General features: G+C 75.7%; 28 protein-coding genes and 1 pseudogene. 17 read left to right on the top strand and 12 right to left on the bottom strand.

Annotated elements, in window-relative coordinates:
- Positions 1-134: 134 nt before the first annotated feature.
- The 5 genes from GQS52_RS24865 to GQS52_RS24845 form a co-directional block, all read right to left on the bottom strand.
- Entirely contained in the window at positions 135-1,115 is a 981-nt protein-coding gene (locus GQS52_RS24865; RefSeq protein ID WP_182315703.1) for a GNAT family N-acetyltransferase, read from the bottom strand.
- 19 nt (positions 1,116-1,134) lie between these two features.
- On the bottom strand, positions 1,135-1,650 hold the full coding sequence (locus GQS52_RS24860; RefSeq protein ID WP_220472798.1) for a GNAT family N-acetyltransferase: 516 nt from the start codon (positions 1,648-1,650) through the stop codon (positions 1,135-1,137).
- A 137-nt stretch (positions 1,651-1,787) separates the two neighbouring features.
- A complete protein-coding gene (locus GQS52_RS24855) occupies positions 1,788-2,444 on the bottom strand; it encodes a class I SAM-dependent methyltransferase (RefSeq protein WP_182315702.1) in 657 nt (218 codons plus the stop codon).
- Between the two features lie 76 nt (positions 2,445-2,520).
- The gene (locus GQS52_RS24850) at positions 2,521-3,018 is read right to left on the bottom strand and encodes a hypothetical protein (protein WP_182315701.1); all 498 of its coding nucleotides are present in this window, start codon (positions 3,016-3,018) and stop codon (positions 2,521-2,523) included.
- A gap of 264 nt (positions 3,019-3,282) precedes the next feature.
- Positions 3,283-3,648: a recombinase family protein gene (locus tag GQS52_RS24845; RefSeq protein WP_182315700.1), complete on the bottom strand. Its 366-nt coding sequence runs from the start codon at positions 3,646-3,648 to the stop codon at positions 3,283-3,285.
- A gap of 195 nt (positions 3,649-3,843) precedes the next feature.
- Between GQS52_RS24845 and GQS52_RS24840 the strand changes: the two genes are divergently transcribed.
- The 3 genes and pseudogenes from GQS52_RS24840 to GQS52_RS28275 all read left to right on the top strand — a co-directional run.
- Positions 3,844-4,494, top strand: a complete 651-nt coding sequence (locus GQS52_RS24840; protein ID WP_259370962.1) for a hypothetical protein — start codon at positions 3,844-3,846, stop codon at positions 4,492-4,494.
- A 96-nt stretch (positions 4,495-4,590) separates the two neighbouring features.
- Entirely contained in the window at positions 4,591-5,388 is a 798-nt protein-coding gene (locus GQS52_RS24835; protein ID WP_182315698.1) for an exodeoxyribonuclease III, read from the top strand.
- Between the two features lie 383 nt (positions 5,389-5,771).
- A pseudogene (locus GQS52_RS28275) lies at positions 5,772-6,668 on the top strand (glutamate--cysteine ligase); the annotation flags it as partial.
- A gap of 471 nt (positions 6,669-7,139) precedes the next feature.
- Here the strand turns inward: GQS52_RS28275 and GQS52_RS24825 are convergent.
- Positions 7,140-7,874 (bottom strand): Mut7-C ubiquitin/RNAse domain-containing protein, encoded by a 735-nt coding sequence (locus GQS52_RS24825; protein WP_259370961.1) that lies wholly within the window; start codon positions 7,872-7,874, stop codon positions 7,140-7,142.
- Positions 7,875-7,965: 91 nt separating this feature from the next.
- Between GQS52_RS24825 and GQS52_RS24820 the strand changes: the two genes are divergently transcribed.
- Positions 7,966-8,895: a Rieske (2Fe-2S) protein gene (locus GQS52_RS24820; protein WP_259370960.1), complete on the top strand. Its 930-nt coding sequence runs from the start codon at positions 7,966-7,968 to the stop codon at positions 8,893-8,895.
- A gap of 139 nt (positions 8,896-9,034) precedes the next feature.
- Here GQS52_RS24820 and GQS52_RS24815 read toward each other — a convergent pair whose 3' ends face one another.
- The 3 genes from GQS52_RS24815 to GQS52_RS24805 all read right to left on the bottom strand — a co-directional run bounded on the left by GQS52_RS24815 (position 9,035) and on the right by GQS52_RS24805 (position 12,034).
- Complete coding sequence (locus GQS52_RS24815) at positions 9,035-9,472, bottom strand: DUF6479 family protein (protein WP_182315695.1); 438 nt, start codon at positions 9,470-9,472, stop codon at positions 9,035-9,037.
- A gap of 85 nt (positions 9,473-9,557) precedes the next feature.
- A complete protein-coding gene (locus tag GQS52_RS24810) occupies positions 9,558-10,541 on the bottom strand; it encodes a hypothetical protein (protein WP_182315693.1) in 984 nt (327 codons plus the stop codon).
- Entirely contained in the window at positions 10,538-12,034 is a 1,497-nt protein-coding gene (locus GQS52_RS24805) for a hypothetical protein (protein ID WP_182316772.1), read from the bottom strand. The genes GQS52_RS24810 and GQS52_RS24805 overlap by 4 nt, the downstream gene beginning before the upstream one ends.
- A 223-nt stretch (positions 12,035-12,257) precedes the next feature.
- Here GQS52_RS24805 and GQS52_RS24800 point away from each other — a divergent pair, with 223 nt between their 5' ends.
- Complete coding sequence (locus tag GQS52_RS24800) at positions 12,258-12,869, top strand: lipocalin family protein (protein ID WP_220472796.1); 612 nt, start codon at positions 12,258-12,260, stop codon at positions 12,867-12,869.
- Positions 12,870-12,910: 41 nt separating this feature from the next.
- Here GQS52_RS24800 and GQS52_RS24795 read toward each other — a convergent pair whose 3' ends face one another.
- Positions 12,911-13,543, bottom strand: a complete 633-nt coding sequence (locus GQS52_RS24795; protein WP_182315689.1) for a uridine kinase — start codon at positions 13,541-13,543, stop codon at positions 12,911-12,913.
- A gap of 443 nt (positions 13,544-13,986) precedes the next feature.
- Here GQS52_RS24795 and GQS52_RS24790 point away from each other — a divergent pair, with 443 nt between their 5' ends.
- The 4 genes from GQS52_RS24790 to GQS52_RS24775 all read left to right on the top strand — a co-directional run bounded on the left by GQS52_RS24790 (position 13,987) and on the right by GQS52_RS24775 (position 17,806).
- On the top strand, positions 13,987-15,189 hold the full coding sequence (locus GQS52_RS24790; protein ID WP_182315687.1) for a cytochrome P450: 1,203 nt from the start codon (positions 13,987-13,989) through the stop codon (positions 15,187-15,189).
- A gap of 107 nt (positions 15,190-15,296) precedes the next feature.
- A complete protein-coding gene (locus tag GQS52_RS24785) occupies positions 15,297-15,572 on the top strand; it encodes a ferredoxin (protein WP_259370959.1) in 276 nt (91 codons plus the stop codon).
- A gap of 57 nt (positions 15,573-15,629) precedes the next feature.
- Positions 15,630-16,229, top strand: coding sequence for a GNAT family N-acetyltransferase (locus GQS52_RS24780; RefSeq protein WP_182315685.1), 600 nt, complete (start codon positions 15,630-15,632; stop codon positions 16,227-16,229).
- Between the two features lie 155 nt (positions 16,230-16,384).
- Positions 16,385-17,806, top strand: a complete 1,422-nt coding sequence (locus tag GQS52_RS24775; RefSeq protein ID WP_259370958.1) for a hypothetical protein — start codon at positions 16,385-16,387, stop codon at positions 17,804-17,806.
- 78 nt (positions 17,807-17,884) lie between these two features.
- On the opposite strand, the gene GQS52_RS24770 is transcribed toward GQS52_RS24775, so the two are convergent.
- Complete coding sequence (locus tag GQS52_RS24770; protein WP_182315683.1) at positions 17,885-18,298, bottom strand: ankyrin repeat domain-containing protein; 414 nt, start codon at positions 18,296-18,298, stop codon at positions 17,885-17,887.
- A 214-nt stretch (positions 18,299-18,512) separates the two neighbouring features.
- Between GQS52_RS24770 and GQS52_RS24765 the strand changes: the two genes are divergently transcribed.
- From GQS52_RS24765 to GQS52_RS24755, 3 genes are all read left to right on the top strand, one after another.
- On the top strand, positions 18,513-18,707 hold the full coding sequence (locus tag GQS52_RS24765; RefSeq protein WP_182315681.1) for a hypothetical protein: 195 nt from the start codon (positions 18,513-18,515) through the stop codon (positions 18,705-18,707).
- 109 nt (positions 18,708-18,816) lie between these two features.
- The gene (locus tag GQS52_RS24760) at positions 18,817-20,367 is read left to right on the top strand and encodes an ATP-binding protein (RefSeq protein WP_182315679.1); all 1,551 of its coding nucleotides are present in this window, start codon (positions 18,817-18,819) and stop codon (positions 20,365-20,367) included.
- A 95-nt stretch (positions 20,368-20,462) separates the two neighbouring features.
- The gene (locus tag GQS52_RS24755) at positions 20,463-20,675 is read left to right on the top strand and encodes an EF-hand domain-containing protein (RefSeq protein ID WP_182315677.1); all 213 of its coding nucleotides are present in this window, start codon (positions 20,463-20,465) and stop codon (positions 20,673-20,675) included.
- 61 nt (positions 20,676-20,736) lie between these two features.
- On the opposite strand, the gene GQS52_RS24750 is transcribed toward GQS52_RS24755, so the two are convergent.
- A complete protein-coding gene (locus GQS52_RS24750; protein WP_182315675.1) occupies positions 20,737-22,227 on the bottom strand; it encodes a PLP-dependent aminotransferase family protein in 1,491 nt (496 codons plus the stop codon).
- 121 nt (positions 22,228-22,348) lie between these two features.
- On the opposite strand from GQS52_RS24750, the gene GQS52_RS24745 reads away from it, so the two are divergent.
- The 5 genes from GQS52_RS24745 (at position 22,349) to GQS52_RS24725 (ending at position 26,903) form a co-directional block, all read left to right on the top strand.
- The gene (locus GQS52_RS24745) at positions 22,349-23,053 is read left to right on the top strand and encodes a hypothetical protein (RefSeq protein WP_182315673.1); all 705 of its coding nucleotides are present in this window, start codon (positions 22,349-22,351) and stop codon (positions 23,051-23,053) included.
- Positions 23,050-23,832: a glycerophosphodiester phosphodiesterase gene (locus GQS52_RS24740; protein ID WP_182315671.1), complete on the top strand. Its 783-nt coding sequence runs from the start codon at positions 23,050-23,052 to the stop codon at positions 23,830-23,832. Before GQS52_RS24745 ends, GQS52_RS24740 begins: the two co-directional genes overlap by 4 nt.
- Before the next feature lie 32 nt (positions 23,833-23,864).
- Positions 23,865-24,644 (top strand): nucleotidyltransferase domain-containing protein, encoded by a 780-nt coding sequence (locus GQS52_RS24735; protein WP_259370957.1) that lies wholly within the window; start codon positions 23,865-23,867, stop codon positions 24,642-24,644.
- 248 nt (positions 24,645-24,892) lie between these two features.
- On the top strand, positions 24,893-26,272 hold the full coding sequence (locus GQS52_RS24730; protein WP_259370956.1) for an MFS transporter: 1,380 nt from the start codon (positions 24,893-24,895) through the stop codon (positions 26,270-26,272).
- 256 nt (positions 26,273-26,528) lie between these two features.
- Complete coding sequence (locus tag GQS52_RS24725; protein ID WP_182315669.1) at positions 26,529-26,903, top strand: RNA polymerase-binding protein RbpA; 375 nt, start codon at positions 26,529-26,531, stop codon at positions 26,901-26,903.
- Positions 26,904-26,997 lie beyond the last annotated feature (94 nt).

Below are 26,997 nucleotides of genomic sequence, written 5' to 3'. Positions count from 1 at the left end.
GGGCGGCGAGAAGGTCCGGCTCGGAGAGCCCGGCCCTCGGGGCGGGCCGGGAGCGCCCGGGCCTCCGTGCAGGCCGCATCGGGGCGGAGCCGGACCGGCCCGGCTCGGACCGGACCGGCCCCTCCCCGGAAAACTCAGCCCGGGCGCTGCAGCACCCGGCTCAGGCGGTAGGCGACCGGTTTGAACCCGACCGCCGGCCAGTGCCCGGCCCCGGTGCGGGAGGTGCTGCGCCAGGCCGCGGTCACGCTCCGGTAGCCGGTGTCGTACGCCCAGGCCAGGGCAGTGGCCAGCAGGACCCGGCTGATGCCCTCCCCCCGGACCGACGGCTCGACGTAGGCCTCGGCCAGGTCCGCGCAGTGCGGCGGGGTCGCCGGCCCCGGACCGGCCGGGGTGAGGAGCACCATGCCGACCTCCTCCCCGCGCCGCACCGCGACGAACGCCGCGCTGCGCGGATCGGCCAGTGTTGCGGAGTAGTGCGTGTGCAGGGCCCGCAGCGCCTCCGGCGGCTGGGGCTGGAAGGTGGCGGCCTGCTGGTGCTCCCGCGCGACCTCCACGGCCATGCGCCCCACCTGGGGCAGGTCGCCCGGGCCGGCCCGGCGGATCGTGAGCCCCTCGACCCCGCGGGGCTGCCGGCCGCGCGCCTTGACGGGCATCAGGCCGCGCACCTGCTCCAGGCCGAAGCCGATCCGGAACCAGGCCATCGCCACGGCGTCGTCGGCCGGCAGCTGCACGTAGTGGACGTACCGGCCCTGCCCAACCAGGCGTTCGGCCACCGCGGCGTACAGCTCCCGCAGCACCTCCGCCTCCCGGCCGTCCTCCAGTGCGTGCCCGCCGAGGCCGACGGCGGCCGAGCGCGGGTGCCCGTAGAGGGCGGCGCGCTCGTCGCCGGCGAGGTCGACGGGGGCCGCGGCCAGGTATCCGGTGAGCGTGCCGCGCCCGGAGCGGGCCGCGACTGCGGCGGGCCCCGCCGCGGCGAGCCGCCGGGCCACCAGGGACTCCCCGTCGCCGGCGCCCAGGCGCGGCAGGCCCTTGCCCGCGCGGCCGTACCACCGTTCGAGGAGGGCCGCCGCCTCGGGTACGTGCTCCGCCGCGAACGGCTCCAAGTGCACTGTCATCGTGCGGCGGACGCTAACGTCAGGCCGTCCGCACCCGCAAGCCCGGCAGGTCGTCGGCCGCGGCACCGAGCGCCTTGCCCATGCACACGCTCAGCGGCTCGTCCCGGTACACGCCGAACTTGGTGACCGGGACGTACCCGCAGGAGGTGTACAGGGAGATGGCCTCGGGCTGCTCGGTCCCGGTCTCCAGGACGATCCGGGCACGGCCGGCCAGCTCCGCGCTCTCCTCGATCGCGGCCAGGATCCGGCGGGCGAACCCCCGGCCGCGCATGCCCTGCACGACGAACATCCGCTTGATCTCCGCGTCGCCGTCCTCGAACCCCTCCGGCGAGGCGTCCTGCGCGCGCCACCCGCCGCAGGCGACCGGCTCGCCGTCGAGGTAGCCGACGAGGAACAGGCCCGACGGGGGGACGAACTCCTCCGGGTCCATGGGCGTGATGTCGGGGTCGCCGTACCGGACGACGTACTCCTGCTGGACGAGGGCGGTCAGCGCGGCGGCGTCGGGGGCGTCGTAGCGCACGGGTCGGATCTCCACCGGCCCATCGTACGGAGGGCCCCCCGGGGCGGGGCACGGGAGGGCCGGGAGGCGCTTTCGTGCGTTCGAGCCCGGGACAGCGGGAGGCCCCGGCCGCCGCCACAGGGGCGAGAAAGCGGCCGGGGCCGGTCAGGGGGTCAGTCCGCCCGTGCCTGCACGATCAGCGTGCCGATGTGCCCCTCTCGCGGGGCGTCCACCACGCGCGCGGAGGCGCTGGCGAATCCCGCCGACGTCAGCAGCCGCTCCCACACCGCGGGCCGGTAGCTGTAGCGGTAGGTGAACATCGCACGACCCGCGAAGCCACCCTTGTACATGCCCTGGGGACCGTAGGCGCCAGGGATGGCCGGCGGCTGGGAGAACACGAAAACACCGCCCGGATTGAGGCGGGCCCGCACGAGTGGAAACAGCCGACTCGGGTCGGTGAACCAGGCGGCGCCGAACACGCTGTAGACGGCGTCGAACCGGTCGCGGCGGTCGGCCAGGTACTCCAGCACCTCGCCGCGCACGAACTCGGCTCCGGTGTCGGCCCACCGCTCGGCGGTCTTCTTGACCATGATGGGGGACAGGTCGACGCCTCGGGCGGTGATGCCTCGCCGTGCGAGGTAGGCCAGGGCTCGACCGGTGCCGCAGCCGATTTCCAGGACGCTCCGCGGCTCTCCCAGCAGCTCGGGGCCGGGGCCGTGCCCGGCGTACTGAGTCCAGCGGAACACCGGCTCCGCGTCCTCGGTGAACGCGCTTTCGGCGTAGGCGTCCCACAGCTCTGTTTCTGCTGCGATGTCGTGCGGTACGGGCATGGGGTGGTCCTTTGTTGCTGGTACGGACGGTGGTGCCCCCGCCCTCACGGTGAGGGCGGGGGCACCGTATCGGACGTCAGTGGCTGTCGGGGACCTTGTTGTCACACGGCGAGCAGTTGGCGCCGTCGATGGCCCACAGCTCGTCGTCGACACGCCAGCCGTCGGACCGGAGGAAGTCCGCCGTGCGCAGGCACAGGCCGTCGCTGCGACGTTCGATGAACGGCGCGTGGTGCCGGTACGCCCCGTCGTTGTAGACGTCGCACATCGCGAAATACACCGGCGTGTCGAGGATGAGTTGGTGTACGCCGATGTCGACGAGCTTGCCGACGCCCAAGTGCACGTCCTTGTGCTCCATGGTTGTGATCGTGTATGCGACGGCCTGCCCGAGGATTCGTTCGGCCATGTTGCGGACCATGGTGTTGTCACGGAGGAGCAACGCGATCTCCCGCTCCCACAGGGAGCCGCCGTCGGCGACGTTCACGGGCAGGTACTTGACGTGCGGCTGTACTGCGTTGAGCAGTGCCTGCGGGTCGCGTGTGCGGGCGGCCACGGCGGTTTCTAAGGTGAGTGTCATTCGTCCTCTTCTCGTTGCGTCGGGTGGTGGTGCCCGCCCCGGCCGGGGCGGGGGATCAGGGGTTGCGGCTGTGCGCCTGCAGATGGCGCCATGCGAGTTCGCCCCACCGTCGGTAGCAGGGGTCGCACAGCCATAGGGCGACGTGTCCGCCGTGGGCGGCGATGTCGCCGGCCCATGCGACGGGTACGCCGTCGGCCTCGCACCGCCAGCAGAGTCCGGGGTGCCACGGCTGGCCGTGTGGCGGCCAGGACACGGCCGGCACGGTCATCGCCGGGGCTGCGCGCCGCGGACCGCGACGACCTGTGCGCCGGCGAGCTTGGCCTCGTGCCGAAACGTCGCGGCGGTCACGGCGTCGTGGGCAAGGCGCGTCTCGTCGTGAATCAGGATGACGACGGCGCAGCCGCGGGCGGCGCCGGCGTGGGCGACATCGAGCATCTGCTGCCACGCGGGGCGGGCGGTGGGCCGGCCGATGAGGGCGGCATCGTCGCGGTCGATCCACAGTCCGGCTCGCACCCATGCGCGGTCGGCGGCGTAGTCGCGGCACCGGCCAATCCGGGCTTGCAGGGGGCCGCCGTTGGGGCTGGCCTGCCGGTCGTAGACGAGCGCGAGAGTGGTGGGGAGTGCGGGCATGGCCCAACCATCGGCCCGGACGCGGGACACCTCTACGGCCGTTTCCGGGACGCTTCCCACTCGTTGTGACTACCGTCCCAAGTGGTCCAAACGTCCCCGGGGGGAATCTTGAAATCGTCGCTGCGAGACGCTATGGCCGATGCTGGCCTCACTCCTGCGCGCCTCGCCCGTACCGTAGGGGTCGCGAGCAAAACGGTGGAGCGATGGCTGAGCGACCCGTCACGTGTGCCGCACCAGCGGACGCGCGAGCAGGTCGCCGACGCACTTGGAGTGGATGAAAACGTGCTGTGGCCCAAGGCGGTCCGATCCGCCGTCAAGACTGGCCCCGACCGCGAGATTGTCGCGACGTACCCGTACCGGAACGCCTGCCCCACCAGCGTGTGGGCGGACCTCATCGACCGGGCCGACAAGCGGCTCGTGTTCGCCGGGTACACGTCCTATTTCATCTGGCAGGAGCACCCGCGGATGGTGGAGCGGCTGCGCGCGAAAGCGGAGGGGGGCGCGGTGGTGCGCTTCCTGCTGGGCGATCCGGAGTCACCCGTGACGGCCCGCCGCGAGCAGGAGGAGGGCGTGCCCCTGACGCTCACGACGCGTATCCGGATCACGCTGGATGCCCTCGACAGGATGGGCCGGCCGGATGGGCTGGAGGCGCGCTATTCGGATGCGCACATCGCCCTGTCGGTGTTCATGTTCGACGATGACATGCTCGTCACGCCGCACATCGCGAACCTGTTGGGACACGAGTCGCCGATGCTGCACCTGCGACGGTTGGGGGATGACGGCCTGTTCGCTCGGTTCGAGCAGCACGTCGGTGCGCTGTGGGAGGGTGGCCGGCTGGCGTGGTGAGGGCGGCGCGGTAGCGAGGAGTCCCGGCCGGGAGTGATCCGGCCGGGACCCTGGTGCATGATGGCAGGCCGCACCCCATTGGCACCGGAGCATGTTTTGTACACCGTGACGACCGTGAACGTGAACGGGCTGCGCGCCGCGGCCAAGAAGGGCTTCCTGCCCTGGCTGGAGGCGACCGCGGCCGACGTGGTGTGCCTGCAGGAGGTGCGCGCCGAGCCCGGCCAGCTGCCCGCGCAGGTCCGCGAGCCGGAGGGCTGGCACGTGGTCCACGCCCCCGCGGCGGCCAAGGGCCGGGCCGGGGTGTCGGTCTATTCCCGGCAGGAACCGGAGTCGGTGCGCATCGGGTTCGGCTCGGCCGAGTTCGACTCCTCCGGCCGGTACGCCGAGATCGACCTGCCCGGCGTGACCGTCGCCAGCCTCTACCTGCCCTCGGGCGAGGTGGGCACCGAGCGGCAGGCCGAGAAGGAGCGCTTCTGCGAGGAGTTCTACGAGTACCTCGTGGAGCTGCGCCAGAAGGCCGCGGCGGACGGCCGCGAGGTGCTGGTGGTGGGCGACTGGAACATCGCCCACCGCGAGGCCGACCTGAAGAACTGGAAGGCCAACACCAAGAACGCCGGATTCCTGCCCGAGGAGCGCGCCTGGCTGGGCCGGGTCTTCGACGAGGGCGGTTACGTCGACGTGGTCCGCAGCCTCCACCCGGACGTGGCCGGCCCCTACTCGTGGTGGTCCTACCGCGGCCGGGCCTTCGACAACGACGCCGGCTGGCGCATCGACCACCACGTGGCGACCCCGGGTCTGGCCGCGCGGGCCTCCTCGGCGGTGGTGGAGCGCGCCGCCACCCACGCCGAGCGCTGGTCCGACCACGCCCCCGTCACCGTCGTATACGACCTCTGACTCGACGCCTGACGCGGCGCTCCGGACGGCGGACGGCCCCGCACGCGGTCCCTTGCGGGCCGCACAAGGGGCCGGAGGACCCGGCCGGCCCGCGGGGGGCGGCGGGGACAGCAGGGGCGGCGCCCTCCGGGGCCCCGGAGGGCGGGCCTCGGGGGCTCCCGGAGGGGCCCGTCGGTTTTCGGACGAAGCCCCGCCCGCCCGGCCGGGCCGGGGGCTTCGGCCGGGCCCGGGCCGCGTCGCCGGACGCGGCCCGGGGTCGCTGCGCAGGCCGCGGGCGGGAGGGATCCGGGCGGCCGTCCGGCCCCCAAGGCGGCGGGCCGCGTCCGGGCGGGGAGCGGCGCCGCACGGACCTGCCGCGACCGCGACCGCCGGGCCGCCGGGCGGTGGCCGGATGGCGCACTCGCCGCCGGGGGCGCCGGTTGGCCGCGACACGCCCGGGGCACTGTCCGGAGGTGACCACTGTGGGTGTCGAGGAGGAGTACCTGCTGCTCGATCCGGCCACCGGTCTGCCGGTGGCCAGGGCCGAGGAAGTGCGCACCGCGGCCGGACTGCGGCACGGCACGGGCCCGGACGAGGTCCAGAGCGAGCTGCTGCAGGCGCAGCTGGAGGTCGCCACCCCCGTCTGCCGGACCCTGGACGAGGTCGCCGCCCACCTGCTGCGGCTGCGCGGCGCGGTCGGCGCGGCGGCGGAGAGGGCCGGGTGCAGGGTCGCCACGTGCGGTGCCGCCCCCCTGTCCGGGCCGGAGCCCGTCCCCGTGACGGACGCCCCCCGGTACCGGGCCCTGTCCCTCCGCGCCCCCCAGCTGGTGCGGGAGCAGCTGATCAACGGCATGCACGTGCACGTGGCGGTCCCCGACCGGGAGGCCGGGGTGGGCGTGCTGAACCGGCTGCGCCCCTGGCTCCCCGTCCTGGTGGCCATGGCCGCGAACTCGCCGCTGTGGCAGGGCCTCGACACCGGTTTCGCCAGTTGGCGCACGGTGGTCTTCGGCCGCTGGCCGGTCGGCGGCCCCCCGCCGCTCTTCGCCGGCGCCGCGGACTACGAGCGCCGGGTCCGGGACCTGCTGGCCACCGGCACGCTCATGGACCGCGGCCAGCTGTACTGGCAGGCCCGCCTGTCCGAGCGCTACCCCACCGTCGAGGTGCGCGCGCCGGACGTGCAGCTCCTGCCCGAGGACGCGGTCGCGTTCGCCGGCCTGGTGCGGGCCCTGGTCGTCACGGCCCTGGCCGGGGAGGCGGAGGGGGCACCGTTCCCGGCCCCCTCCGGGGAGCTGCTCGCCGCCGCGAACTGGCAGGCCTCCCGGTACGGCCTGAGCGGGCGCCTGCTCGACCCCCTGGGACGCAGTCTCGGGCGGGCGAGGCGGTCCGCGGGCTGCTCGAGCACGTCGGCCCCGCCCTGGACCGGGCGGGCGACTCCGGCCGGGTCCTCCTCCTGGCCCACCGGCTCCTGCACGGGGGCACCGCGGCGGAGCGGCAGCGCCGCGCCCTGGCCGAGGGCGGCCCGGGCGCCCTGGTCGGCCTGGTCACCGGCGGGACCGGGCCGCTCGGCCCGGGGCCGGCGGCCGGCGGTCCGGGGCCGGCGGCCGGCGGTCCGGGGCCCGGGTGCGGGCGGTCCCGCACGTCCGAGCGGAGCTGCGCCCCCTGACGGCCGGCCCTCCGGGCGGCTCTCCCGACGGCCGGCCTGTCCGCGGACGCCGGCTCCGCCCGGCGTCCCCGGACCTCCCGGCGGAACGGGATCGCCCGGCGGACCGGGGTTACCCGGTGGACCGGGCGGACACGCGGGCCGCGGCGTCCACCACCGCCTCCAGGTGCCGGGTGTGGGCGCCGTGCCAGTAGGGGCGGCCGCAGGAGGAGCAGCGGGCGAAGGTGTCGTAGGTGCGGCGGGTGCCGGGCCGGAGCTGCTGCGCGATCTCGGCCTTGTCCACCGGCACCAGCGGTCCGTCGCAGGCGGTGCAGCGGGTCCACGGTGCCAGCGGGGGCGCGAACCGCTCCAGGACGTCGGCGAGCTGGTCGTCGGGCCGGCTGCCGCGCACGTAGGCGCCCAGGTGCAGGTTGCGGCGCTTGAGCAGGCCGTGGTCCTGGGTGAGCAGGATCCGTCCCTCCTCGTTGGCCAGGTCGACCAGGTCCGGGTCGTCGGCGTCGTTGCTGTAGCGGGCGCTGACTCCGACCAGGCGCAGCCGCCGGGCCAGGGATCCCAGGTGGACGTCGAGCAGGAACCGCGGGGGCGAGACGGGCAGCGCCTGCGGCCGTCGCACCGCGGGGACGTCGACGGTGGCCCCGGCGGGCGGACGCTGCGAGGGCAGGGCCGGCCGGCCGTCGACGGTGAGGGTGCCGGTCTCGGTCAGCGGCACGCCGAGCGACTGCACGACGTGCCCGAGGGAGGAGGTGCCGTCCCAGGGGGCCGGCCGGGCCTCGGCCCGTCGGCGGCGCGGTGGCAGGAACAGCCACAGCTGCGGGTCGAAACGGATCGACAACTGCTGTTCGCTCACCCCCTCAGCATCCCATCCGCCCGGCCCGGTACGGGATCCACCGCCCGATCGGTCCCGTTTCGCGGCTGCGACCCCGGGGAGCCGAGCGAGTATGAACATGCCATCGGGCCCTTCCGACATCTCCTCCTCCGTCCGCCACCTGCTGCCGAAGGCCGAGGGGCCGGGACGGGTGCTGTCCGCCGTTGACGGGCTGGAACGCTCCTCCCGTCTGGATCCCCTGGTCGACTCCCTGCGCAGGGTCGTCCACGCGCTGCCGCTCGGCGGCGCGCGGGACGCCCTGCACGGCCGGTGGCTTGGGCACCCCCTGCACCCCTTGATGGTCCAGCTCCCGGTGGGGGCCTGGACCTCGGCAGCCGTCCTGGACCTGCTGCCGGGGGAACGCCGCGGCGCGGACGTACTGGTGGCCGTCGGGCTCGCCGGGGCCGCCCCGGCGGCCCTGGCGGGCTGGGTGGACTGGGCGGAGCTGCAGAAGCAGCAGATGCGCGTCGGCGTGGTGCACGCGGCCGCCAACATCACCGCCGTCGCCCTGTACGCCTGCTCCCTGTCGGCCCGGCTGCGGGGCCGGCGCGCCCGGGGGCGCGTCCTGGGCCTCGCGGGCCTGGCCGTGGCGAGCACCGGCGGCGCGCTCGGCGGGCACATGGCCTACCGGCAGGCGGCCGGCGCCAACCACGCCGAGGCGGTCCCCCACCTGGTGGGGCCCGGCTGGCACCCGGTCGCCGACGTGGCCGACCTGCCCGTGGGCGAGCCGGTGCGGCGGACCGTGGACGACGTGCCGGTGGTCGTGGTGCGGGAGGCGGGCGGGCGGGTGCACGTCCTGGCCGAGTACTGCAGCCACCTGGGAGGCCCGCTGTCGCAGGGAACGGTCTCCGACGGGTGCGTGACGTGCCCGTGGCACGGCAGCGTCTTCCGGCTGGAGGACGGCTGGAACGTGCGCGGCCCGGCGACCGCCCCCCAGCCCGCCTTCACCACCCGGGTGGTGGACGGCCGGGTCGAGGCCCGCATGGAGCAGGACGGGGATTGAGCCGCGGCCGCGGCTCAATCCCCGGGTGCAGGGCCGACCCCGGACCCGGCCGGCCCCGCACCCGGGGTGTCCCCGTGCCGGCCGCGCAGAGGACGGCCGCCGGGCGGCATGCCCGGCGGCCGGTGGTGGACTGGTCGGATCAGACGGCCCCGGGGCCGCGATCGGGGGGCACGGAACCGGATCGCGCCGGCTCGGCCTTCTCGGAGACGGGCGGCTGCCGCCGCTCGGTCTCGTCAACGGTGCTGCGCATCGCCGCGATCTCTTCGGGCAGGTAGCGATGGCCGTCGCGCGGCATCTCCGGGTGCGGTCCGTCGTAGGACTCGTACTCGACCGGATCACCGTCCTGATGGCCCGGACCGTGGTCCGACGGGGTGGGACGGCCGTACTCCTCACGGGTCTGCCACGCTCCCGAGCGTGGCTGCGGCTCGTGCGGAGAAGGTGGCCTGTGCACCACCAACCACCGGTCGTACCAGAACGCCGCCAGCAGCATCGCCACCACGAAGACGCCGACCAACACCATCGTCACGGTGTCGACCGTGAAGCCGTTCGCAGCGACATTCAGAAAATTGCTGCCCATAAGACGTGTATACCCCTGGGAGTCGCCGCAGAACAGGGAAAACCCGGCTTCTTGTCTTCAACGACCCGGAAAATGAACAAAGCGGTCAGGGTTCCGGGGAGGACAGCGCCCAGAAGCCGGTGGCCACGATCACCCCGCTCAGGGCGAACCCCACGACCGCCACGGCGCCCCCGCCGACGAGGACGAAGGCCCCGGCTGCGCCGGCCGCGGCCCCCAGGGCGGCCGCCGCCGCGGCCGGCCGCCACCAGGGCCGGACGGGCCACCCTCCGGAGTCGGGCGGAAGGACGAAGGAGTCCTGCAGGCAGGCCCGGACGGCCCGGCGCTCACCGAGCAGTCCGGTGCCCGGCGGACGGCGCCGCAGCCTCCCGACCGGCACCGGTCGCGCCCCGTCCGGCAGCTCCACCACTGCGGCGCCGCGCCCGCCCGGTGCGCAGCGCACGACCACCTCGGCCGGACCGGACAGCCGGTCGAGCGCGGGGTGCCACATGACCCGCTGCCACCGGGCCGGCCGGTCGGGCAGGTCCGTCCCGGACAGGGCGAGCCACGTGCTCCCGGCCGACCAGGGCGCGGTCCGCGGCCGCCCGCCGCAGAGCACCTCGGCCGTCATCGGGCGGCCCGGCCGCCGGGCCGCCCGGAGAAAACGCAGGCCCCGGCGGGCCCAGGCGCCGCAGCAGGCGGTCGTGACGGCGGCCATCAGGCCGAGCGGCACGAGGAGGTCGTCCTCGGCCGCGGTCTCCTCCGGGTCGGCCGGGAAGCCCTGCGGGTACGCCCGGTCGGGGTCGTAGGCGACGGGGAACCGGCGGCCCTCGGCGTAGCGGTCCGTGGCGTAGACGCCGAAGCGCTGCACGTGCTCGCGGCCCGCGCGGTCGGTCCACCGCACGAGGACGTCCTCGGTGTCGCCGATGCCGGCCGCGACCACCAGGCCGTCGGCGGTCGCAGCGGCCCTTGCGCGAGCGCTGTCGTACGCGTACGCGTGCCCGCCCAACCAGGCGGCCAGCAGCGCGAGGCCCCCCACGGCGCAGGCCACGCCCAGCAGTGCGACCCGCAGTGCGGGTCCGGGACGCCTCATGCCTCCGTCCTCTCCTTCCCCGCGGACCGCACCAGGGCCCGCACGGGGGCGGGGTCGCCGCTGTCCAGGGCCGCGACGAGCATCTCGTGGAGGTCGACGGCCGTGCCGTCCGGCGCGGCCAGCACCGTGCTCGACCAGCGGCCGGCGTACGTCCAGCCGGAGTCCCGCAGGACCGCGGCGAGCGTCTCGCCCGCGGCCCGGGCCAGTACGGCGCGGGACGCGTACCGGCGCTCGGGCGCGGGCACGCGCCGCAGACCGGGTTCGATCCCGGAGGCCAGGTCCGGCCAGCTGCCGTCGGCCACGGCGTCCAGGGCGTCGGAGAGCGCCGGGACCGGGGACTTCCGGCGGGTCGCGCCGAGGAGAAGCTCGACCGCTCCGTCGTCGGGGCGGAGGAGCGGCCCGGTGTCCGGGTCGAGGATGCGGACCGGCCGCAGGCCCACGCCGTCCCCGGCCCGTCCTGCGCCCCGGCCGCTCCCGGTGTCCCCGGCGAGCTCCTCGACGCACCACTGTTCGATCGCCTGCGCGTCCCGCAGCACGACGGGCTCGGTGCCGTACGGTCCCGCGCCCCCGCCGTCGGGCAGGGCGGCCACCCGCTGCGCGGTCGGCGGACGGCCGGCCGCGACGTACGGGTCGAAGGCGTCCTCCTCGGCCGCGGCACGGGCGCCCCGGCTCAGCACGAACGGATCCCGCAGCGCGGCCCCGAAGGCGTCGTAGAAGTCCTGCGGACGGGCACCGTCCTCCTCCAGTTCGGACAGCCACCGCTCTCCGAGACCGTCGAACACCGCGCCGAGCAGGCCCGCCAGTTCCAGGGCCCGGCCGGTCGCGGCGGCCCCCGCGATCCGGGCGGAGTCGGCGTCGGCCGCGAACTCCGCCTCCCAGAGCGACGGCCGGGAGGCGCGCAGCAGCGGCACGGCGAGAGCCGCCGGCGGGCGGAAGCGGCCCCCGAGCCGCTCCGCGAGTGCGTCCCGGGTGCGCCGCAGCCACACCGTGCGCCGGTCGCGCACGTGCTGCTCGTGCGCCAGCTCGTGAGCGACCACGGCCGCGAGCTGCGCCGCGGTCATGGACCGCAGGAGGGGCAGGCCGAGCAGCAGCACGCAGCCCCGCACGCCCGAGAGCTTCACGGGACCGAGCGCGGCCTCCGGTTCCGGGACCACCCGGACCAGCAGCGGGGCGCGGAACCCGAGCCGCTCGGCCACGTCCCCGACGAGCGCGGCCAGCTCCGGCTCGTCGGCGGGCCGCACCGCACGGCCGGGCAGGGAACCGCGGTCACGGTCGGCGGCCGTGCCCAGGACGACGATCGCCGCATACGTCAACGGCACCACCAATGCGTCCGGGTCGCCTCCGGCCACGGCCAGGCCGAGCACCGCAAGACCGAGCAGCGCCGGACCGAGGAAGATTCCGGGCAGCCGGGCGACCACCGCCATGGCCACGACGAGCAGCCACTCCACAAGGGCGGAAGGCCGTTGCGCGCCCCGGGTCACGGAAGTGTCCATCACGCTCCTGCCGCACTGCCCGACACTCCGGCGAATTGTGGCACGGGGACCGGACCGGGACCGCCCCTCGTCCGGATCCGGGCGCGGGCCCGGACGCGGGCCCGCACCGCCGCCCCGCGCCGGAGCCCGTCCGCCGCGCGGGGTCCGCCGTCCGGGCGGTTCGAGGGGGCGATCCGGGACAGAAGGGGAGGCAGAAGCCCGGGGAGCGAGAACGGAGCCAGCTGTGAAGACCGAGCACAAGTCGGCCGGGGCGGTCGTCGCCGCGGCCTCCCTCGCCGGAGCGGCCGCAGCGGCCGGGGTGACCGCCGCGGTGCGGTCGGGGCGACGCGCCCCGGTGGAGCCGGCGGCGGTGGCCGTTCTGGACCTCGAGCGCTACCTGGGCACGTGGTACCAGTACGCGGCGGTCCCCCGCTGGTTCGAGGCGCGGTGCGCCAAGAACGCCAGGGCCGAGTACGGGCGGGCGCCGTCCGGTGCCGTCAGCGTGCGCAACAGCTGCGTCACCCGGGCCGGCAGCGTCGTCACGGCCGTCGGGGAGGCCGTGCCCCTGGACGCCGGGAACGCCCGCCTGAACGTCTCCTTCCTCAGGCTCCCCGGCGGCTTCCGGCACCGCGACCGGGCGAACTACATCGTGGTCGGACTGGATCCGGACTACCGCTGGGCGGTGGTCACCGACCGCAGCCGGAACAGCGGCTTCGTCCTCTCGCGCACCCCTGCCCTGGACCCGGAGCAGCGCAGCGCGGTGCTGTCCGCGATCGAGGCGGGCGGGCTCGACCCGCGGCGGTTCCGCATCACCCGGCAGGACGGCGGCGCCCAGGAGCGGGTCACCCTGGCCTGAGCGCGGCCCGGCGCGGCGCCCGGGCCCCGCCCCGGGCGGGGTCAGCCGGTCCAGGCGGGGTGCCGCGGATCGTCGGCGCGCACCAGGACGTCGGCCGCCTCGGCGGGCCGGACCTCCTCCTCGTAACGGGCGAAGGCCGGCAGCGTCCACCGCTCGTCCGCCGCCGTGCGGCGTTCGAGGGCGGCCGGGGACAGGTGCAGGTGGACCGCCAGGTCGAGGGGGAAGGCGCGGCCCAGCAGCAGCGGGCCGTCGAGCAGCAGCACTCCCCCGGGCGGGAGTTCGACCCGTTCCGCGCGGGTGGCCCGGTCGGTGGCCGGATCCCGCAGGGTGGGCAGGACACGGCCGTCTCCGCCGGGCAGGACGGGGGTGAAGACCTCGCGCCACAGCGCCCCCTCGTCCAGCCACAGGTCGTAGAAGGAGTCGGGGTCCCGGTGGCCGTGCTCGAGGCGCAGCGAGGCGGGGCGCAGGAAGTCCGCCGTGCGGATGCGCCGCACGTGGCGGCCGCGCAGGCGCAGCGGCTCGACGAGGGCGTCGGCGAGCGCCTCCGGCCGGGCGGCCGGGGCTCCGTCCACTGCCGCGCACACCCGGCTCCCGCCGTCGGCGGGGCGCAGGTCCGCGATGCGGTCGGCGAGTCTCTCGGCGAGCAGGGCGGGGGTGACCGGATGGAGCCGCACGGCTCCCATCCTGCCCGACCGCTCCCGCCGCACGCCCGGCCCCGGCCCGCACCCGGCAGCCGGCGCCCCGCGCCCGCGCCCCGCACGGCTTTCGCCGTACGCCGGCAGGCCTCCGGTGTCCCGCCGGCCGCTCCGGCCCGGTCGCGTCAGGCCCGGTCGCGTCAGGCCCGGAGCGGCCGGACGCGGAGGGCACGGAGGGGGCGCGAAGGGCGGGATTCGGCCGCGCAGTGTGGCGCGGGTGCGGCACGGGTAATGAGGGGGACGGCGGGACGGGCGCCCGGTCCCGCCGTCGTCCCGTGCCGCCCGGCCGCGCCCCGCGCGCGGCGGTGCCGGTGCGGGCGCGGCGGGCGTGTCGGAGACGCCCGGGGGGCACGGGCGGTACCGCTCCTCTCCCCCGGCCCTCCCTGCCCGCCGGCCAGGACCCGGCCCCCGAGGAGATGCCCATGACGGTCAGCGGCGAGACGTACGCCTACCCCTTCAGCGAGCCGCACCGGCTCGACCTGGACCCGTTCTACGCCAAGCTGCGGGCGGAGGAGCCGCTGTGCCGGATCCGCCTCCCCTACGGCGAACCGGCCTGGCTGGCCACCCGTCACGAGGACGTCAGGACCGTGCTGGGCGACCCGCGGTTCAGCCGCGCGGCCGCCCTCGAACGGGACGAGCCGCGGATGCACGCGCACTTACGGCGGCAGGGCGGCATCCTGGCCATGGACCCGCCCGACCACACCCGGTTGCGCAGGCTGGTCGCCAAGGCGTTCACCATGCGCCGGGTGGAGCTGCTTCGCGGGCGCACCCAGGAGATCGCCGACGGCCTGGCGGACGCGATGGCCGCCGGCGGCGACCGGGCCGACCTGGTGGAGCAGTTCGCCCTGCCGCTGCCGATCACCGTCATCTGCGAACTGCTCGGCGTGCCCTTCGAGGACCGGGGGGATTTCCGGATCTGGTCCGACGCCTTCCTGAGCACCAGTAAGCTGACGGGCCAGCAGGTCCAGGACCACATCGAGTCGATGAACGGGTACATGGCCCATTTGATCGCCGAGCGCCGCGAGCGCCCCGCCGACGACCTGCTCGGCGCGCTGGTGCGGGCCCGGGACGAGGACAACGACCGGCTGAGCGAGGAGGAGCTCGTCCAGTTGGCCGTCGGACTGCTGGTGGCCGGGCACGAGACGACTGCCTCGCAGATCCCGAACTTCGTCTACGTCCTGCTCACCCACCCCGAGGAGCTGGCGCGGCTGCGCCGGGAGCCGGAGCTGGTGCCGCGCGCCGTGGAGGAGCTGCTGCGGTTCGTGCCGCTGGGCGCGGCGGGGGCGTTCCCCCGCTACGCGCTGGAGGACGTGGAGTTCGGCCCGGTGACGGTCCGGGCCGGCGAGCCGGTGCTCGTCGCCGCGGCGGCGGCCAACCGGGACCCGGAGGTCTTCTCCGACCCGGAGGGCCTGGACCTGGGGCGGTCGGACAATCCGCACGTCGGCTTCGGCCACGGCCCGCACCACTGCCTGGGCGCCCAGCTGGCCCGGATGGAACTGCAGGTCGCGCTGGAGACGCTGCTGCGCCGCTTCCCCGGCCTGCGGTTCGACGGGGGCCCGGACGCGGTGGTGTGGAAGACCGGGCTGCTGGTGCGCGGGCCGTCGCTGATGCCGGTGGCCTGGTGAGCCCCGGCACGCCGCCCCCGGGCACGCCGCCCCCGGACGGGACGGCCCCCGGCGGGGCGGTCCGGCGGCAGGAACAGGAACAGGAAGCGGACGGACGGAGCGCGACGGTGCAGAAGGACGGCGGAGCGGTGGGCGGGGACGCCGGCCGGGAGGAGGGCGACGGGCTCTGGGAGGTGGCGGTCGACCGGGAGCGGTGCATCGGCTCGGGCATCTGCGTCGGCACCGCCCCGGGCCGCTTCGTGCTCACCGGCGGCAGGTCCGGGCCCGTCCGGGCCTTCGTGGGGCCGGACGGGGCGGTGCTGGACGCCGCCGAGTCCTGCCCCATGGAGGCCGTCACGGTGCGCGAGCGCGGGACCGGACGGCTGCTCGCACCGGAGGAATGAGCGACCCCGGGCGGCGCCGGCCGGCACCGCCCGGAGAAGGGCAAGGAGCACAGGTAGATGGCTGAGATATTCATGCGCCACCTGACCAGGTGGCAGGCCGAGAACGACCGCGAGAAGTTCGCCGACATGTTCGTCGAGGCCTACGCGGAGGTCGCGGGCGGGGAGTTCCGCGGCAGGGAGGGCTTCCTCGAGCGGTTCGCCGTGCGGGCGCGGCAGCCCGGTTTCGACATGGTGGTCGCCAGCGCGGCGACGGTGCCGGCCGGGTGCGCCTTCGGGCACCCGGTGGACCGCGACGGCGACTGGTGGCAGGACTTCGACGGCGAGGTCCCGCGGCGCGTCGACGAGCTGACCGCCTCCGGGCAGGTCTTCGAGGTGGCCGACCTGATGGTCCTGCCGCAGCACTTGGGGAAGGGGATCGGGCGCCGCCTGCACGACGAACTGCTGGAGGACCGCGACGAGCTCCTGGGGGTCCTGGTGACCGACTGGCAGACCCCCACCGGGGAGGACTACGACTACAGCGGGTGGGGATGGCGCCCGTACGGTGAGGTCCGCGCCGCCGCCGGGCAGCACCCGCGCCGGGTGTGGATCCGTCCCCTGGCCCGCGAGGCGGAGGCGGTCGTGGAGGCCGCGCTGCAGACGGCCGGCCGCCCCGTCTGACCCCGCCGCGCCGGGCCCGGCCCGCCGCCCCGCTCCGGCGGGCCGGGCCCGGCGGGGACCGCCCCCGGCGTCCGGGAACACCGCGGATCCCGACCGGGCCCCTCCCGGAGTCGCCCGGGAAGCACATATCGGGCGACAACGGGTACGCGCGGGCCATGGGAACCATCGAACCGAGCACATCCGCACCACCCCCGCCCTCCGGACCCAGGGGACCCACCGGGGCCGCAGGGCCCGCCGGGGGGCGCGGGGCGCTGCGCCGCCGCGCCCGCGCCTGGGCCGTGCTGCTCAGCGTGCTGGCCGTGCTGTGGGGCACGGCGGGCACCGCCGGCGCGGCGACCGGCGTGGAGAAGATCGCCGAACAGCTGCGCAGCAGTCCCGTCTACGTGGACCCGGCCGCCTCGGACAAGCTCTCCGCCGCGGAGGCCCAGGACCTCGCCGGCCGCATCCGCGACTCCGGGGTGCCGATCTACGTCGCCGTGCTGCCCGCCGACCCCTCCTACGGGGGCGGGCGGATCTTCGACCGGCTGCGCGCGGCGGTCGGCGAACCGGGCGTCTACGCGGTGGCGCTGGGGAGCGACTTCGGCGCGGCCTCCGACTCCTCCGTGCTGCCGGGCTCCACCTCCCGCTCCATCGCGGCGCGCAACGTGCAGGAGCACCCGGGCGACCCCTCGGCGATCCTGGACGGGTTCGTGGCCGACGTCTCGGCGGCCGTCGCCGGCGGAGGGACCGGTGACCGCGGCAGCCCCGGCACGGGAGGGTCCTCCGGGGCGGGCGCCGGAGTCCTGGTGACGATGCTGGTCCTGCTGGGCCTGCTCGCCGGGGCCGGGCTGTACGGCGCACGCAGGAGCGCCAGGCGCCGCCGCGAGGAGGAGCGCGAGCAGCTGGAGCAGGTGCGGGCCGTGGTGGAGGAGGACATCACCGCCTACGGGGAGGCCCTGGACCGGCTGGACTTCCACCCCTCCGACCCGAAGGCAACTCCGCAGATGCTGGAGGACTACGGCCGGGCCCTGGACGCCTACGAGACCGCCAAGGCGAGGTCGGCGGCGGCGAGGCGGCCGCAGGACGTGCGGGCGGTGAGCGAGGCGCTGGAGGACGGCCGGTTCTCCCTGGCCGTGCTCGACGCGCGCCGCGAGGGGCGCCCCCTGCCGGAGCGGCGGCCCCCGTGCTTCTTCGACCCGCGGCACGGGCCGTCCGTCGAGGACGCGCAGTGGGCGCCGGACGGCGGCAGCCTGCGGCCGGTACCGGTGTGCGCGGCGGACGCGGCACGCATCGCGGACGGCCTGGACCCGGCGGTGCGAACGGTCTCCGTCGACGGCCGGCAGCGGCCCTACTGGGACGCCGGGCCCGCGTACGCGCCGTGGGCCGGCGGCTACTACGGGGCGTACGGCTCGATGCTGCTGCCCGGGCTGCTGATCGGCACGATGCTGGGGAACTCCATGGGCCCCGCCCACGCGCTGGGCGCCGGCCACTACGGGGACTACGGCGGCGGCGGAGGGGACTTCGGCGGAGGGTTCGGGGGCGACTTCGGCGGGGGCGGCGACTTCGGCGGAGGGTTCGGGGACAGCGGCGGCTTCTGACCCCGCGGACACCGGCCGCCCGGCCCTCCCCCGGCCGGCACCGGCCGCCGGGCGGGTGGGATCGGACCGGCCCCGGGACTACCCGGCGCCGAACCACTCCAGCAACTGCTCCTTGCCGAACATGCGGGCGGTGTCGACTGCCGACGGGGTTCCCGCGGCCGGGTCCGCGCCGCCGTCGAGCAGGGCGCGCACGACCTCGGTCTCGCCCTTGAAGACCGCCCCGGCGATCGGCGTCTGCCCCCGGTCGTTGGGGCGGTCCGGCTCGGCGCCGCGTTCCAGCAGGGCCTTCACGGTGTCCGCGTGGCCGTGGTAGGCCGCGAGCATGACGAGCGTGTCGCCCTTGTCGTTGGTGAGGTCGGCCGGGACGCCGGCGTCGACGTAGGCGGCCAGGGTGTCGGTCGCCCCCCGCCTGGCCAGGTCGAACACCTTCGCGGCGAGCTGCAGCACCTCGGGGTCGTGCGCGGGCTCGGGGTCGTGCTCAGGACGGGTCATGGCGCGTCGCTCTCCTGGCGGGTCGGGTGCTGCGGTGCTGCGGTGCTGCGGCCACCCTACGCAGCGTCATCCCGTGGCACATCCTGCGGCGTCCCCCGGGTCCCGGTGACCCGGGACGGCCGAAGAATCACCCGTTCGCCGCTTTCGCGATCAGTCACCTTTTGTGAATATGAGATAACTCATGGTGAAGGTCCCCACTCTCCAGGAGAATCCCATGATCCTGTCCGTCTCGGGCGTCCTGCTGCTCGGCACCATCGTCTTCCTCTTCTGCCGCAACAGCGGGCTGAAGGGCTCCCACGCCGCCGTCTGCGGCCTCTTCGGTTTCTACCTGGCGGGCACCGGGATCGCCCCCGGCATCAAGGCCGGCGGCGACAGCCTCGCCGGCCTCCTGGGCGGAATCACCTTCTGAACCGCCCGCAGCGAACCCGGGAGGGCCCGGCCGCGGAAACCCCGCGGGCCGGGCTTCTCCCGTGCCCCGCTCCCCCGCTCCCCCTGCTCCCCCTGTAGGAGAAAACCCCGTGGCACGGCGCCCCCTCCCGACCCTCCTGCGCAACCCCTACGCGGCCCTGCTGAAGGGCCGCGGCCTCGTCCGCACCGCGGCGGACAACGCCGTCGACGTCTTCCATCCCCTGATCACGGTGGGGCGCGGGCTGCGCCGCCTGCTGGCGTGGCTGCGCGCCCGGTGGGACGGGACTCCCGGGGAGCAGCGCGGGCCGCTGCTGTTCATCGCCGCCGCGGTCGTCGCGGTGATCGCGATCCTGCCCTACGGGCCGGTGCTCGCCGTCGCCGCGACGACCGCGGCGGCCGCCTGGGCCGGGCGCGAGCGCCCGGTGGTCGCGACCGGGCCGGGCCCCGCCGCGCTCGCCAGGCTCCGGTGCCTGTACGAGGCGCTCGTCCCGCACTTCGGCGACGCCGGGGACCCCGAGCCCCTGTACTCCTACAGGGGCGACCACACCCGGGTCTTCGACGACTGCGAGTTCGACGGGGAGGACCGCCCCGTCCGCCTGCGCCTGCGCTACCCCGCCTACTTCGACGACGGCGACCCCGCCTCCCGGGAGCGGATCGAGCAGCTGCTCCACGCCAAGGCGGGCCGGGGCCGCGAGTACCGCTTCGACTGGGACGAGGAGGGCAACCGCCTCACCGTCACCGCCCTGGAGCCGCTGCCGTGCGACGTGGGCGCCCAGCGGTTCGTGACCGCCCCCGGCGAGATCCTCCTCGGGATCACCGACGCCTGCGACGCCGGCCGGACCGTGCCGGTGGAGGGCGAGGACGGCGGCCGCGACGCCCCTCCGGTGCTGTGGCGCACCGGCGCACGCTCCACCGAGCCGCACCTGCTGGTGCTCGGGGAGCCCGGTTCCGGCACCACCACCCTGCTGAGATCGATCGCCCTCCAGGCCCTGGAGGAGGGCGAGCTGCTGGTCCTCGACGGCGGCGGCACGGGCGGCTACGCCTGCCTGGCGGGACGGCACGGGGTGCTGGCCGTCGAGAGCGACCTGGCCGGCGCGCTGGCCGGGCTGGAGTGGGCGGCGCACGAGACCGAGCGGAGGCTGGCGGCGGTCAACGCCGCCCTCCGGGACGGGCGCCCCGTCCCCGAGGACGCCTGCCGCCCGCTGTGGCTCCTCGTCGACCGGCCGGGCGTCCTGGGGCGGCTCGCCCGCGCCGAGGACCGGCCCGATCCCCAGGACCTGCTGGAGGTCCCCCTGCGGCACGGGCGGGCGGCGAACGTCACGGTGGTGCTGGCCGACGAGCCGGCCGCCGTCGGCAACGGGCTCTCCGCGGCGGTGTGCGCGGGCGCGCGGGCGCGGGTCGCGCTCGGGCCGCTGGCCCCGGGCGAGGTCCGGGCCGTGCTGGGCGTCCCGGCCCCCACCTCCCGGGCCGCCCAGGTCCCGCCGGGCCGCGGGTACGCCCGGCTGGGCAGCGGGCCGGCCGTGCGGCTGCAGGTCCCCGCCGTGCCCGATCCCTACGACGAGGAGGTCCCCGAGGCCCGGCGCCGGGCGGTCCTGGAACTGCTCCCCCCGCGCCGGAAGACCCTGCGGGCGGTCCGCGAGCCCGCCGTGGCCGAGGGCTGAGGCCCTCCGCGGCCGTCCCGGGCCCGTCAACGGCCGGCGGGGGGCGGACGGTAGTGTGTGCCGGTCACGACAGGCACATGAAAGGGGTGGGGCACGTGGCCGACATCGAGGCTGCGCGCAAGGCTTTCGAGCGGTACGACCTGAACAAGGACGGGCTGATCTCCGCCGCCGAGTACAAGAGCGTCATGGCCCAGCTGGGTGACCCCTTCGTCACCGAGACCGTCGCCCAGGCCGTCATCAACTCCGCCGACGGCAACGGCGACGGTCTGCTGTCGTTCGAGGAGTTCTGGGCCGTCCAGAACCGCTGACCGCGCCGGCGCGTCCGGGCCGGCCGCCGGGAGAGGGCGGCCGGCCCGGCGCCGTCCGGGTTCAGGCGACGAAGGTTCCCGTGCCCTCCTGCACGAAGGCGCGGCCGGAGGCCGCCGCCGCGTCCGCGGCCGCGAGCCGGGCGGCCGCCTCGTCCGCGAGGCCGGCCCCCACCGTCAGCGGGACCCGTATGTAGGGCTCGAACGCTCCGTCCACGCCGAAGCGCGGCCCGGAGGCGATCCGCACCCCCAGGTGCTCGCCCGCCGCCGCGAGGCGGGCGCCGGAGACACCGGTGCGCACCCACAGGGTCAGGCCGCCGTCGGGCACGGTGAAGCTCCAGTGCGGCAGCTCGCGGTGCAGCGCCGCGGTGACCGCGTCGCGGTTGGCCAGGACCCGGGCGCGCTGGAAGGCCAGCACCTGCGGCAGGTGCTCGGTCAGCAGCCGGTGGGTCAGGAGCTGTTCGAGCACGGGAGTGCCCAGGTCGTGGTGGGCCCGTTCGGCGGCCAGGCGGCGCACCAGCTCCGCGGGGCCGCGCAGCCAGCCGATCCGCAGCCCTCCCCAGAAGACCTTGCCGGCGGACCCCACCGTCACCACCGTGGAGCCGCCCGGGTCGAGGGCGGCCGTCGGCCGGGGCAGTACCACGCCGTCCCCGGCGGCCATCTCCGCCATGGTCTCGTCGACCACGAGTACCGTCCCGCAGTTGCGCGCCAGCGACACCAGGTCCCGCCGCTGCTCCTCGGGCACCAGGACGCCGGTGGGGTTGTGGAAGTCGGGGACGACGTAGGCGAAGCGGGGGGCCGCGTCCCGCAGCACCCGGCGCCACTGCCCCATGTCCCAGCCCTCCGGTCCCGTTCCGACCGGCACCTGCCGCACGCCGGCACGCCGCATCTGCTGCAGGGCGTTGGCGTAGCTGGGGGCCTCGACGGCGCCCCGGTCGCCGCGGGCCGACAGGTGGCCGAGGAGCAGGTTCAGCGCGCCCATCGCCCCGGTGGTGACCAGGACCTGGTCGGGCGAGGTCGGCAGTCCGCGGGCGGTGAACCGCTCCGCCACGGCCTCCCTCAACAGGGGCAGTCCGGCCGGGTAGTGGCCGTGGGCGGTGGTGTAGCGGCCGATGTCGGCCGCTGCGGACGCGGCCGCCGACGACAGCCAGGGCTCGGGGGCGGGCAGGGCCGCGCTGCCGAGGTCGATCACCGCCCCGGCCTGCTCGGGCGGCAGCGGCTGGAGCCCCGCGGTGGGGACGGCGCGTCCCGGCGGCAGCGCCGTCCAGGTGCCCGCGCCGCGGCGCGAGACGGCGAAACCGCGGGCGCGCAGCTCCTCGTAGGCCGCGGCCACGGTGGTGCGGCTGACCCCCAGGGCGGCGGCGAGCCCGCGTTCGGCGGGAAGGCGCGCGGCGACGGCCAGGCGGCCCTCGGTGACGAGCAGCCGCACCCCGTCGGCCAGGTCCCGGTAGGCGGGTCCGCGCCGTGCGCCCGCGGCCGCCGCGCCGGCCGGCTGCTGGGCGGCGAGCATCCGCGCGAGCTGCACGGCCCCCACCGCGGAGGTCCACTTGGACATCGGAGCGGTCCACCTCTTCCTGATTGGCCGTGGATCGGGCACCGCGGCGGGCCACACAGTGGCACGGAACGATCCGTCCGCGCCACCGGCACTCCGCCGCCGACAGCAGAGGAAGAAGCCCGTGCTCCTCACCCGCCGCCTCGTCCGGCTCTACCTCGGCCTGGTCCTGTACGGGACCTCCACCGCACTCCAGATCCGCGCCGGCCTGGGGACGGGTCCCTGGGACGTCTTCCACCAGGGGGTCGCCGGGCGCACCGGGCTGTCCGTCGGCACGGTGAGCGTCCTGACGGGCGCCTGCGTGCTGGCCGCGTGGATCCCCCTGCGGCAGCGGCCCGGCCTGGGCACCGTCTCGAACGTCCTCGTGGTGGGCCTGTCCATGGACGCGGCGCTGCACCTGCTGCCCGCGGCGCCGGAGCACCCGGCGCTGCGCGCCGCGCTGCTGGTGTTCGGCGTGGTCCTCAACGGGGCGGCCACGGGGCTGTACATATGCGCCCGCTTCGGCCCCGGCCCGCGCGACGGCCTGATGACGGGGCTTCACGCGCGCACCGGGCGCTCGGTGCGGCTGGTGCGCACCGGGATCGAGCTGACCGTGCTGGCCGGAGGGATCGCGCTCGGCGGTACCGCCGGGATCGGCACGGTGCTGTACGCCCTGGCCATCGGCCCGCTGGCGCAGTTCTTCCTGCGCCGCTTCGCCCTCCCCGAACCGCAGCCGCGGGCGCGGGCGCGGGCAGAGGCGGAGGCGGAGGCCGGGGCGGCTCCGGAGCCGGGCCCTGCGGCGGACCCGCGGCCGGGCGCTCCGGAGCCTGCGTCCATACTGCCGGGGTGACGAACGCCCGCCATCCGTACCTCGCCCGCACCGGCCCCCTGCTGTTCGCGCACCGCGGGGGCACCGCGGACGGGCTGGAGAACTCGCTGCACGCCTTCCGCCGCGCGGCCTCCCTGGGGTACCGCTACCTGGAGACGGACGTGCACACCACCGCCGACGGCGAACTGGTGGCCTTCCACGACACGACGCTGGACCGGGTGACCGACGGCCGCGGCCGGATAGCCGACCTGACGTGGGAACAGGTGAGCCGGGCCAGGATCGCCGGCCGCGAGCCGGTGCCGCGCTTCGCGGACCTGCTCCGCGAACTGCCGCAGGCGCACTGGAACGTGGACGCCAAGACGGACGCGGCCCTGGTCCCCCTGCTGGAGGAGATCGAGCGGGCCGGCGCGTGGGACCGGGTGTGCGTGGGCTCGTTCTCCGAGGCCCGGGTCGCCCGCGCCCGGTCGCTGGCCGGACCGCGGCTGGCCACCTCGCTGGGCACCCGTGCCGTGGCCGGGCTGCGGCTGCTCTCGCGCGGCGGCCGGATGGTGCCGCCCCGGCTCCTGGGGGAGGCGGCGCTGCGCGGGGCGGTGTGCGTGCAGGTCCCGGAGCGGCACGCGGGCGTGCGGGTGGTCGACGCCGCGTTCGTGCGCACCGCGCACCACTACGGCCTGCAGGTGCACGTGTGGACGGTCAACGAGGCGGACCGCGTGCACCGGCTCCTCGACCTGGGCGTGGACGGCATCATGACCGACGACCTGGAGATGCTGCTGCGGGTCGCCGACGACCGCGCCCGGTAGGGGCGTCCGGTCCGCAACGAGGGGGAATTCGCTTGACCGCCGCGCACACCGCGAACACCGCGAACACCATGAGCGCCACGAGCACCGCCGCCGGGGTCGCCGCCGGGGCGGGCGGCCCGGCCGGGGCCGTCACCGGCGTGCTGCTGTCCGGGATCGTCGGGTCGACCGCCTACGGGCTGGCGCACGCCGGTTCCGACACCGACCGCCTGGGGGTGTTCGCCGCGCCCACCAGCGCCTTCCACGGGCTGCACCGGCCCGCCGAGTCGCACGTGACCACCGATCCGGACACGACGTACCACGAGGCCGCCAAGTGGTGCCGGCTGGCGCTGGGCTGCAACCCCACCGCGAGCGAACTGGTCTGGCTGCCCGGGGAGCTGTACGAGGTGCGCACCGCGCTCGGCGACGACCTGATCGCGCTGCGCGGCCGCTTCCTGTCCGCCCGGCGGGTGCGCGACGCGTACCTGGGGTACGCCGGGCAGCAGTTCCGGCGGCTGCGCGAGCGCGGCGGCGGCCCTTCCTCCGGGCGCGCCGCCAAGCACGCCCGGCACCTGGTCAGGCTGCTGGAGCAGGGCACGCGGCTGCACCTCACCGGGCACCTGGAGATCCGGCTGGAGGACCCCGGCCGGGTGCGTGAGGACGGCGAGCGGATCGCCGCCGACCCGGACCTGGGCCTGGAATTCCTCTCCCGGGCCGAGGAGGTCTTCGACCGTCCCGGCGTGCTGCCGCCGGCGCCGGACGAGCCGGCGGTGGAGGCGTGGCTGCAACGGGTGCGCGCCGCCCACTGGGACGGGCCGCCCGCCGGGCGCCCCTGACCGTCCCGGGCGGGCCGGGGTCCGGGCCCCCGGGGTCCCCGCCGCCCCCGGAGTCCCGGCCCGCCCCCGGGGCCCGCGGGGCGTCCCGGGCGGCCCGGTTCCCGGCATCCGGAACCCCGGCGTCCGGGGTCCGCCGCCGAATCGTGATCGTTCCGCGGGAATTCCCTCCCGCTCGGGGCCCTGACGGGCGGGCATCTGTGCCAGCATGTCGGACCGTACGGGGGCGCACAGGGATCGGGGACGGACACGTGGGTGCATCAGGCCCGGGGGCGGCGGCCGCGGAGACGACGGCCGAACGGCCCGACGCCGCGCAGCGCAGGCGCGAACAGCGCGGCTGGTACTTCTACGACTGGGCGCACTCGGTCTTCTCCACCAGCGTCGTCACGGTCTTCCTGGGGCCCTACCTGACGTCGGTGGCCGAGGCCGCGGCCGACGCCGACGGCTACGTGCACCCCCTGGGGATCGCGGTGCGGGCCGGCGCCTACTTCCCCTACGCCGTGTCGATGTCGGTGCTGCTGTCGGTGCTGGTGATGCCGGTGGTCGCGGCGGTCGCCGACCGGTCGGGGCGCAAGAAGCCCCTGATGGGCGCCTTCGCCTACCTGGGGGCCGCCGCCACGACGGGGATGTTCTTCCTCTCCGGGGACCGCTACCTGCTCGGCGGGGCCCTGCTGATCGTCGCCAACGTCTCCTTCGCCACGGCGAGCGTCCTCTACAACGCCTTCCTGCCGCAGATCACCGAGCCGGAGGAGCGGGACGCGGTCTCCTCCAGAGGGTGGGCGTTCGGCTACGTCTCGGGCGCGCTGGTGCTGCTGGCGAACCTGGCGCTGTTCCTGGGGCACGACTCGCTGGGCCTGTCCGAGGGGGACGCGGTGCGCATCTGCCTGGCCACGGCCGGGCTGTGGTGGGGGCTGTTCGCGATCGTCCCGCTGGTGAGGCTGCGCGACCGGCGCAGCGGCCCGTCGGCCGCCTCCGCCGGGCGCCCGCTCTCGGGCGGCTTCCGGCAGCTGCTCGCCACGGTGAAGGACATGCGCCGCTACCCGCTGACCCTGTTCTTCCTGCTGGCCTACCTGGTCTACAACGACGGCGTGCAGACGGTGATCTCGCAGGCCTCGGTCTACGGTTCCGCGGAGCTGGGGCTGGACCAGACGACGCTGATCGGCGCGGTGCTGCTGGTGCAGGTGCTGGCGGTCGCCGGCGCCCTGCTACTGGGGCGGCTGGCCCAGCGGTACGGGGCCAAACGGACGGTTCTGGGCTCGCTCGTCGCGTGGACGGCCACCGTCGCGGCGGCGTACTTCCTGCCCGCGGGGGAACCGGTGTGGTTCTACGTGCTGGCGGCCGCCATCGGCATGGTGATGGGCGGCAGCCAGGCGCTGTCGCGCTCGCTGTTCTCGCAGATGGTGCCCCGCGGCAAGGAGGCCGAGTACTTCTCGGTGTACGAAGTGAGCGACCGGGGCACGAGCTGGTTGGGGCCGCTGCTGTTCGGACTGACCTACCAGCTGACGGGTAGCTACCGCGACGCGATCTTCTCGCTCGTGGGGTTCTTCGTGCTGGGTTTCGTGCTCCTGGCGAGGGTGCCGGTGCACAGGGCGGTGGCGGCCGCAGGCAATCGGGCGCCGGAGAGGATTTAGGCGTTGCGGGTGCGGGCCGGTAGTGTACGCGGTTGACCCGGCCGGATGAACTGTTACTGCATGTCGATGGCGTGAAATCACGGGGTGACATCCGTCGTCAGAAGTGACAAACCGGTCGATGACGGGTACAAACAGGGGCGGCACGACGGGCGACGCATGTCCCGGAACGGGAATCTTCACCGCCGACCGGACGTTGACCGGATGACGACGACAGCGACGACTGTCCTGTGGGCGACAAGCCCGGGAGGCACGATTCATGAGTGAGCGAGCTCTCCGCGGCACGCGACTCGGGGCCACCAGCTACGAGACCGACCGCGGCATCGATCTGGCACCCCGCCAGACGGTGGAGTACGCATGCCAGAACGGACATCGGTTCGAGATGCCGTTCTCTGTTGAGGCCGAGGTTCCGCCGGAGTGGGAGTGCCGCGCCTGCGGTGCCGTCGCACTCCTGGTGGACGGCAACGGCCCGGAGGAGAAGAAGACCAAGCCCGCCCGTACGCACTGGGACATGCTCATGGAGCGACGCACCCGCGAGGAGCTGGAGGAGGTGCTGGCCGAGCGGCTGGCCGTCCTGCGCTCCGGGGCCATGAACCTGGCGGTGCACCCGCGAGACAACCGCAAGAGCGCCTGAGGGGCGCCGGGAACCCCCGCCCACCGGGCGGGACCCGCCGTATTCCCCGGGTCGCGACGCCGTCCCCCCTGCGCCGCGGCCCGGGTTTTCGCGT

Origin of the sequence: Streptomyces sp. SCUT-3 (assembly GCF_014083985.1) — a bacterium.
Taxonomy (GTDB): domain Bacteria; phylum Actinomycetota; class Actinomycetes; order Streptomycetales; family Streptomycetaceae; genus Streptomyces_H; species Streptomyces_H thermolineatus.
The sequence above is the reverse complement of the archived record's forward strand: the minus strand, read 5'-3'. Positions and strand labels throughout refer to the sequence as shown.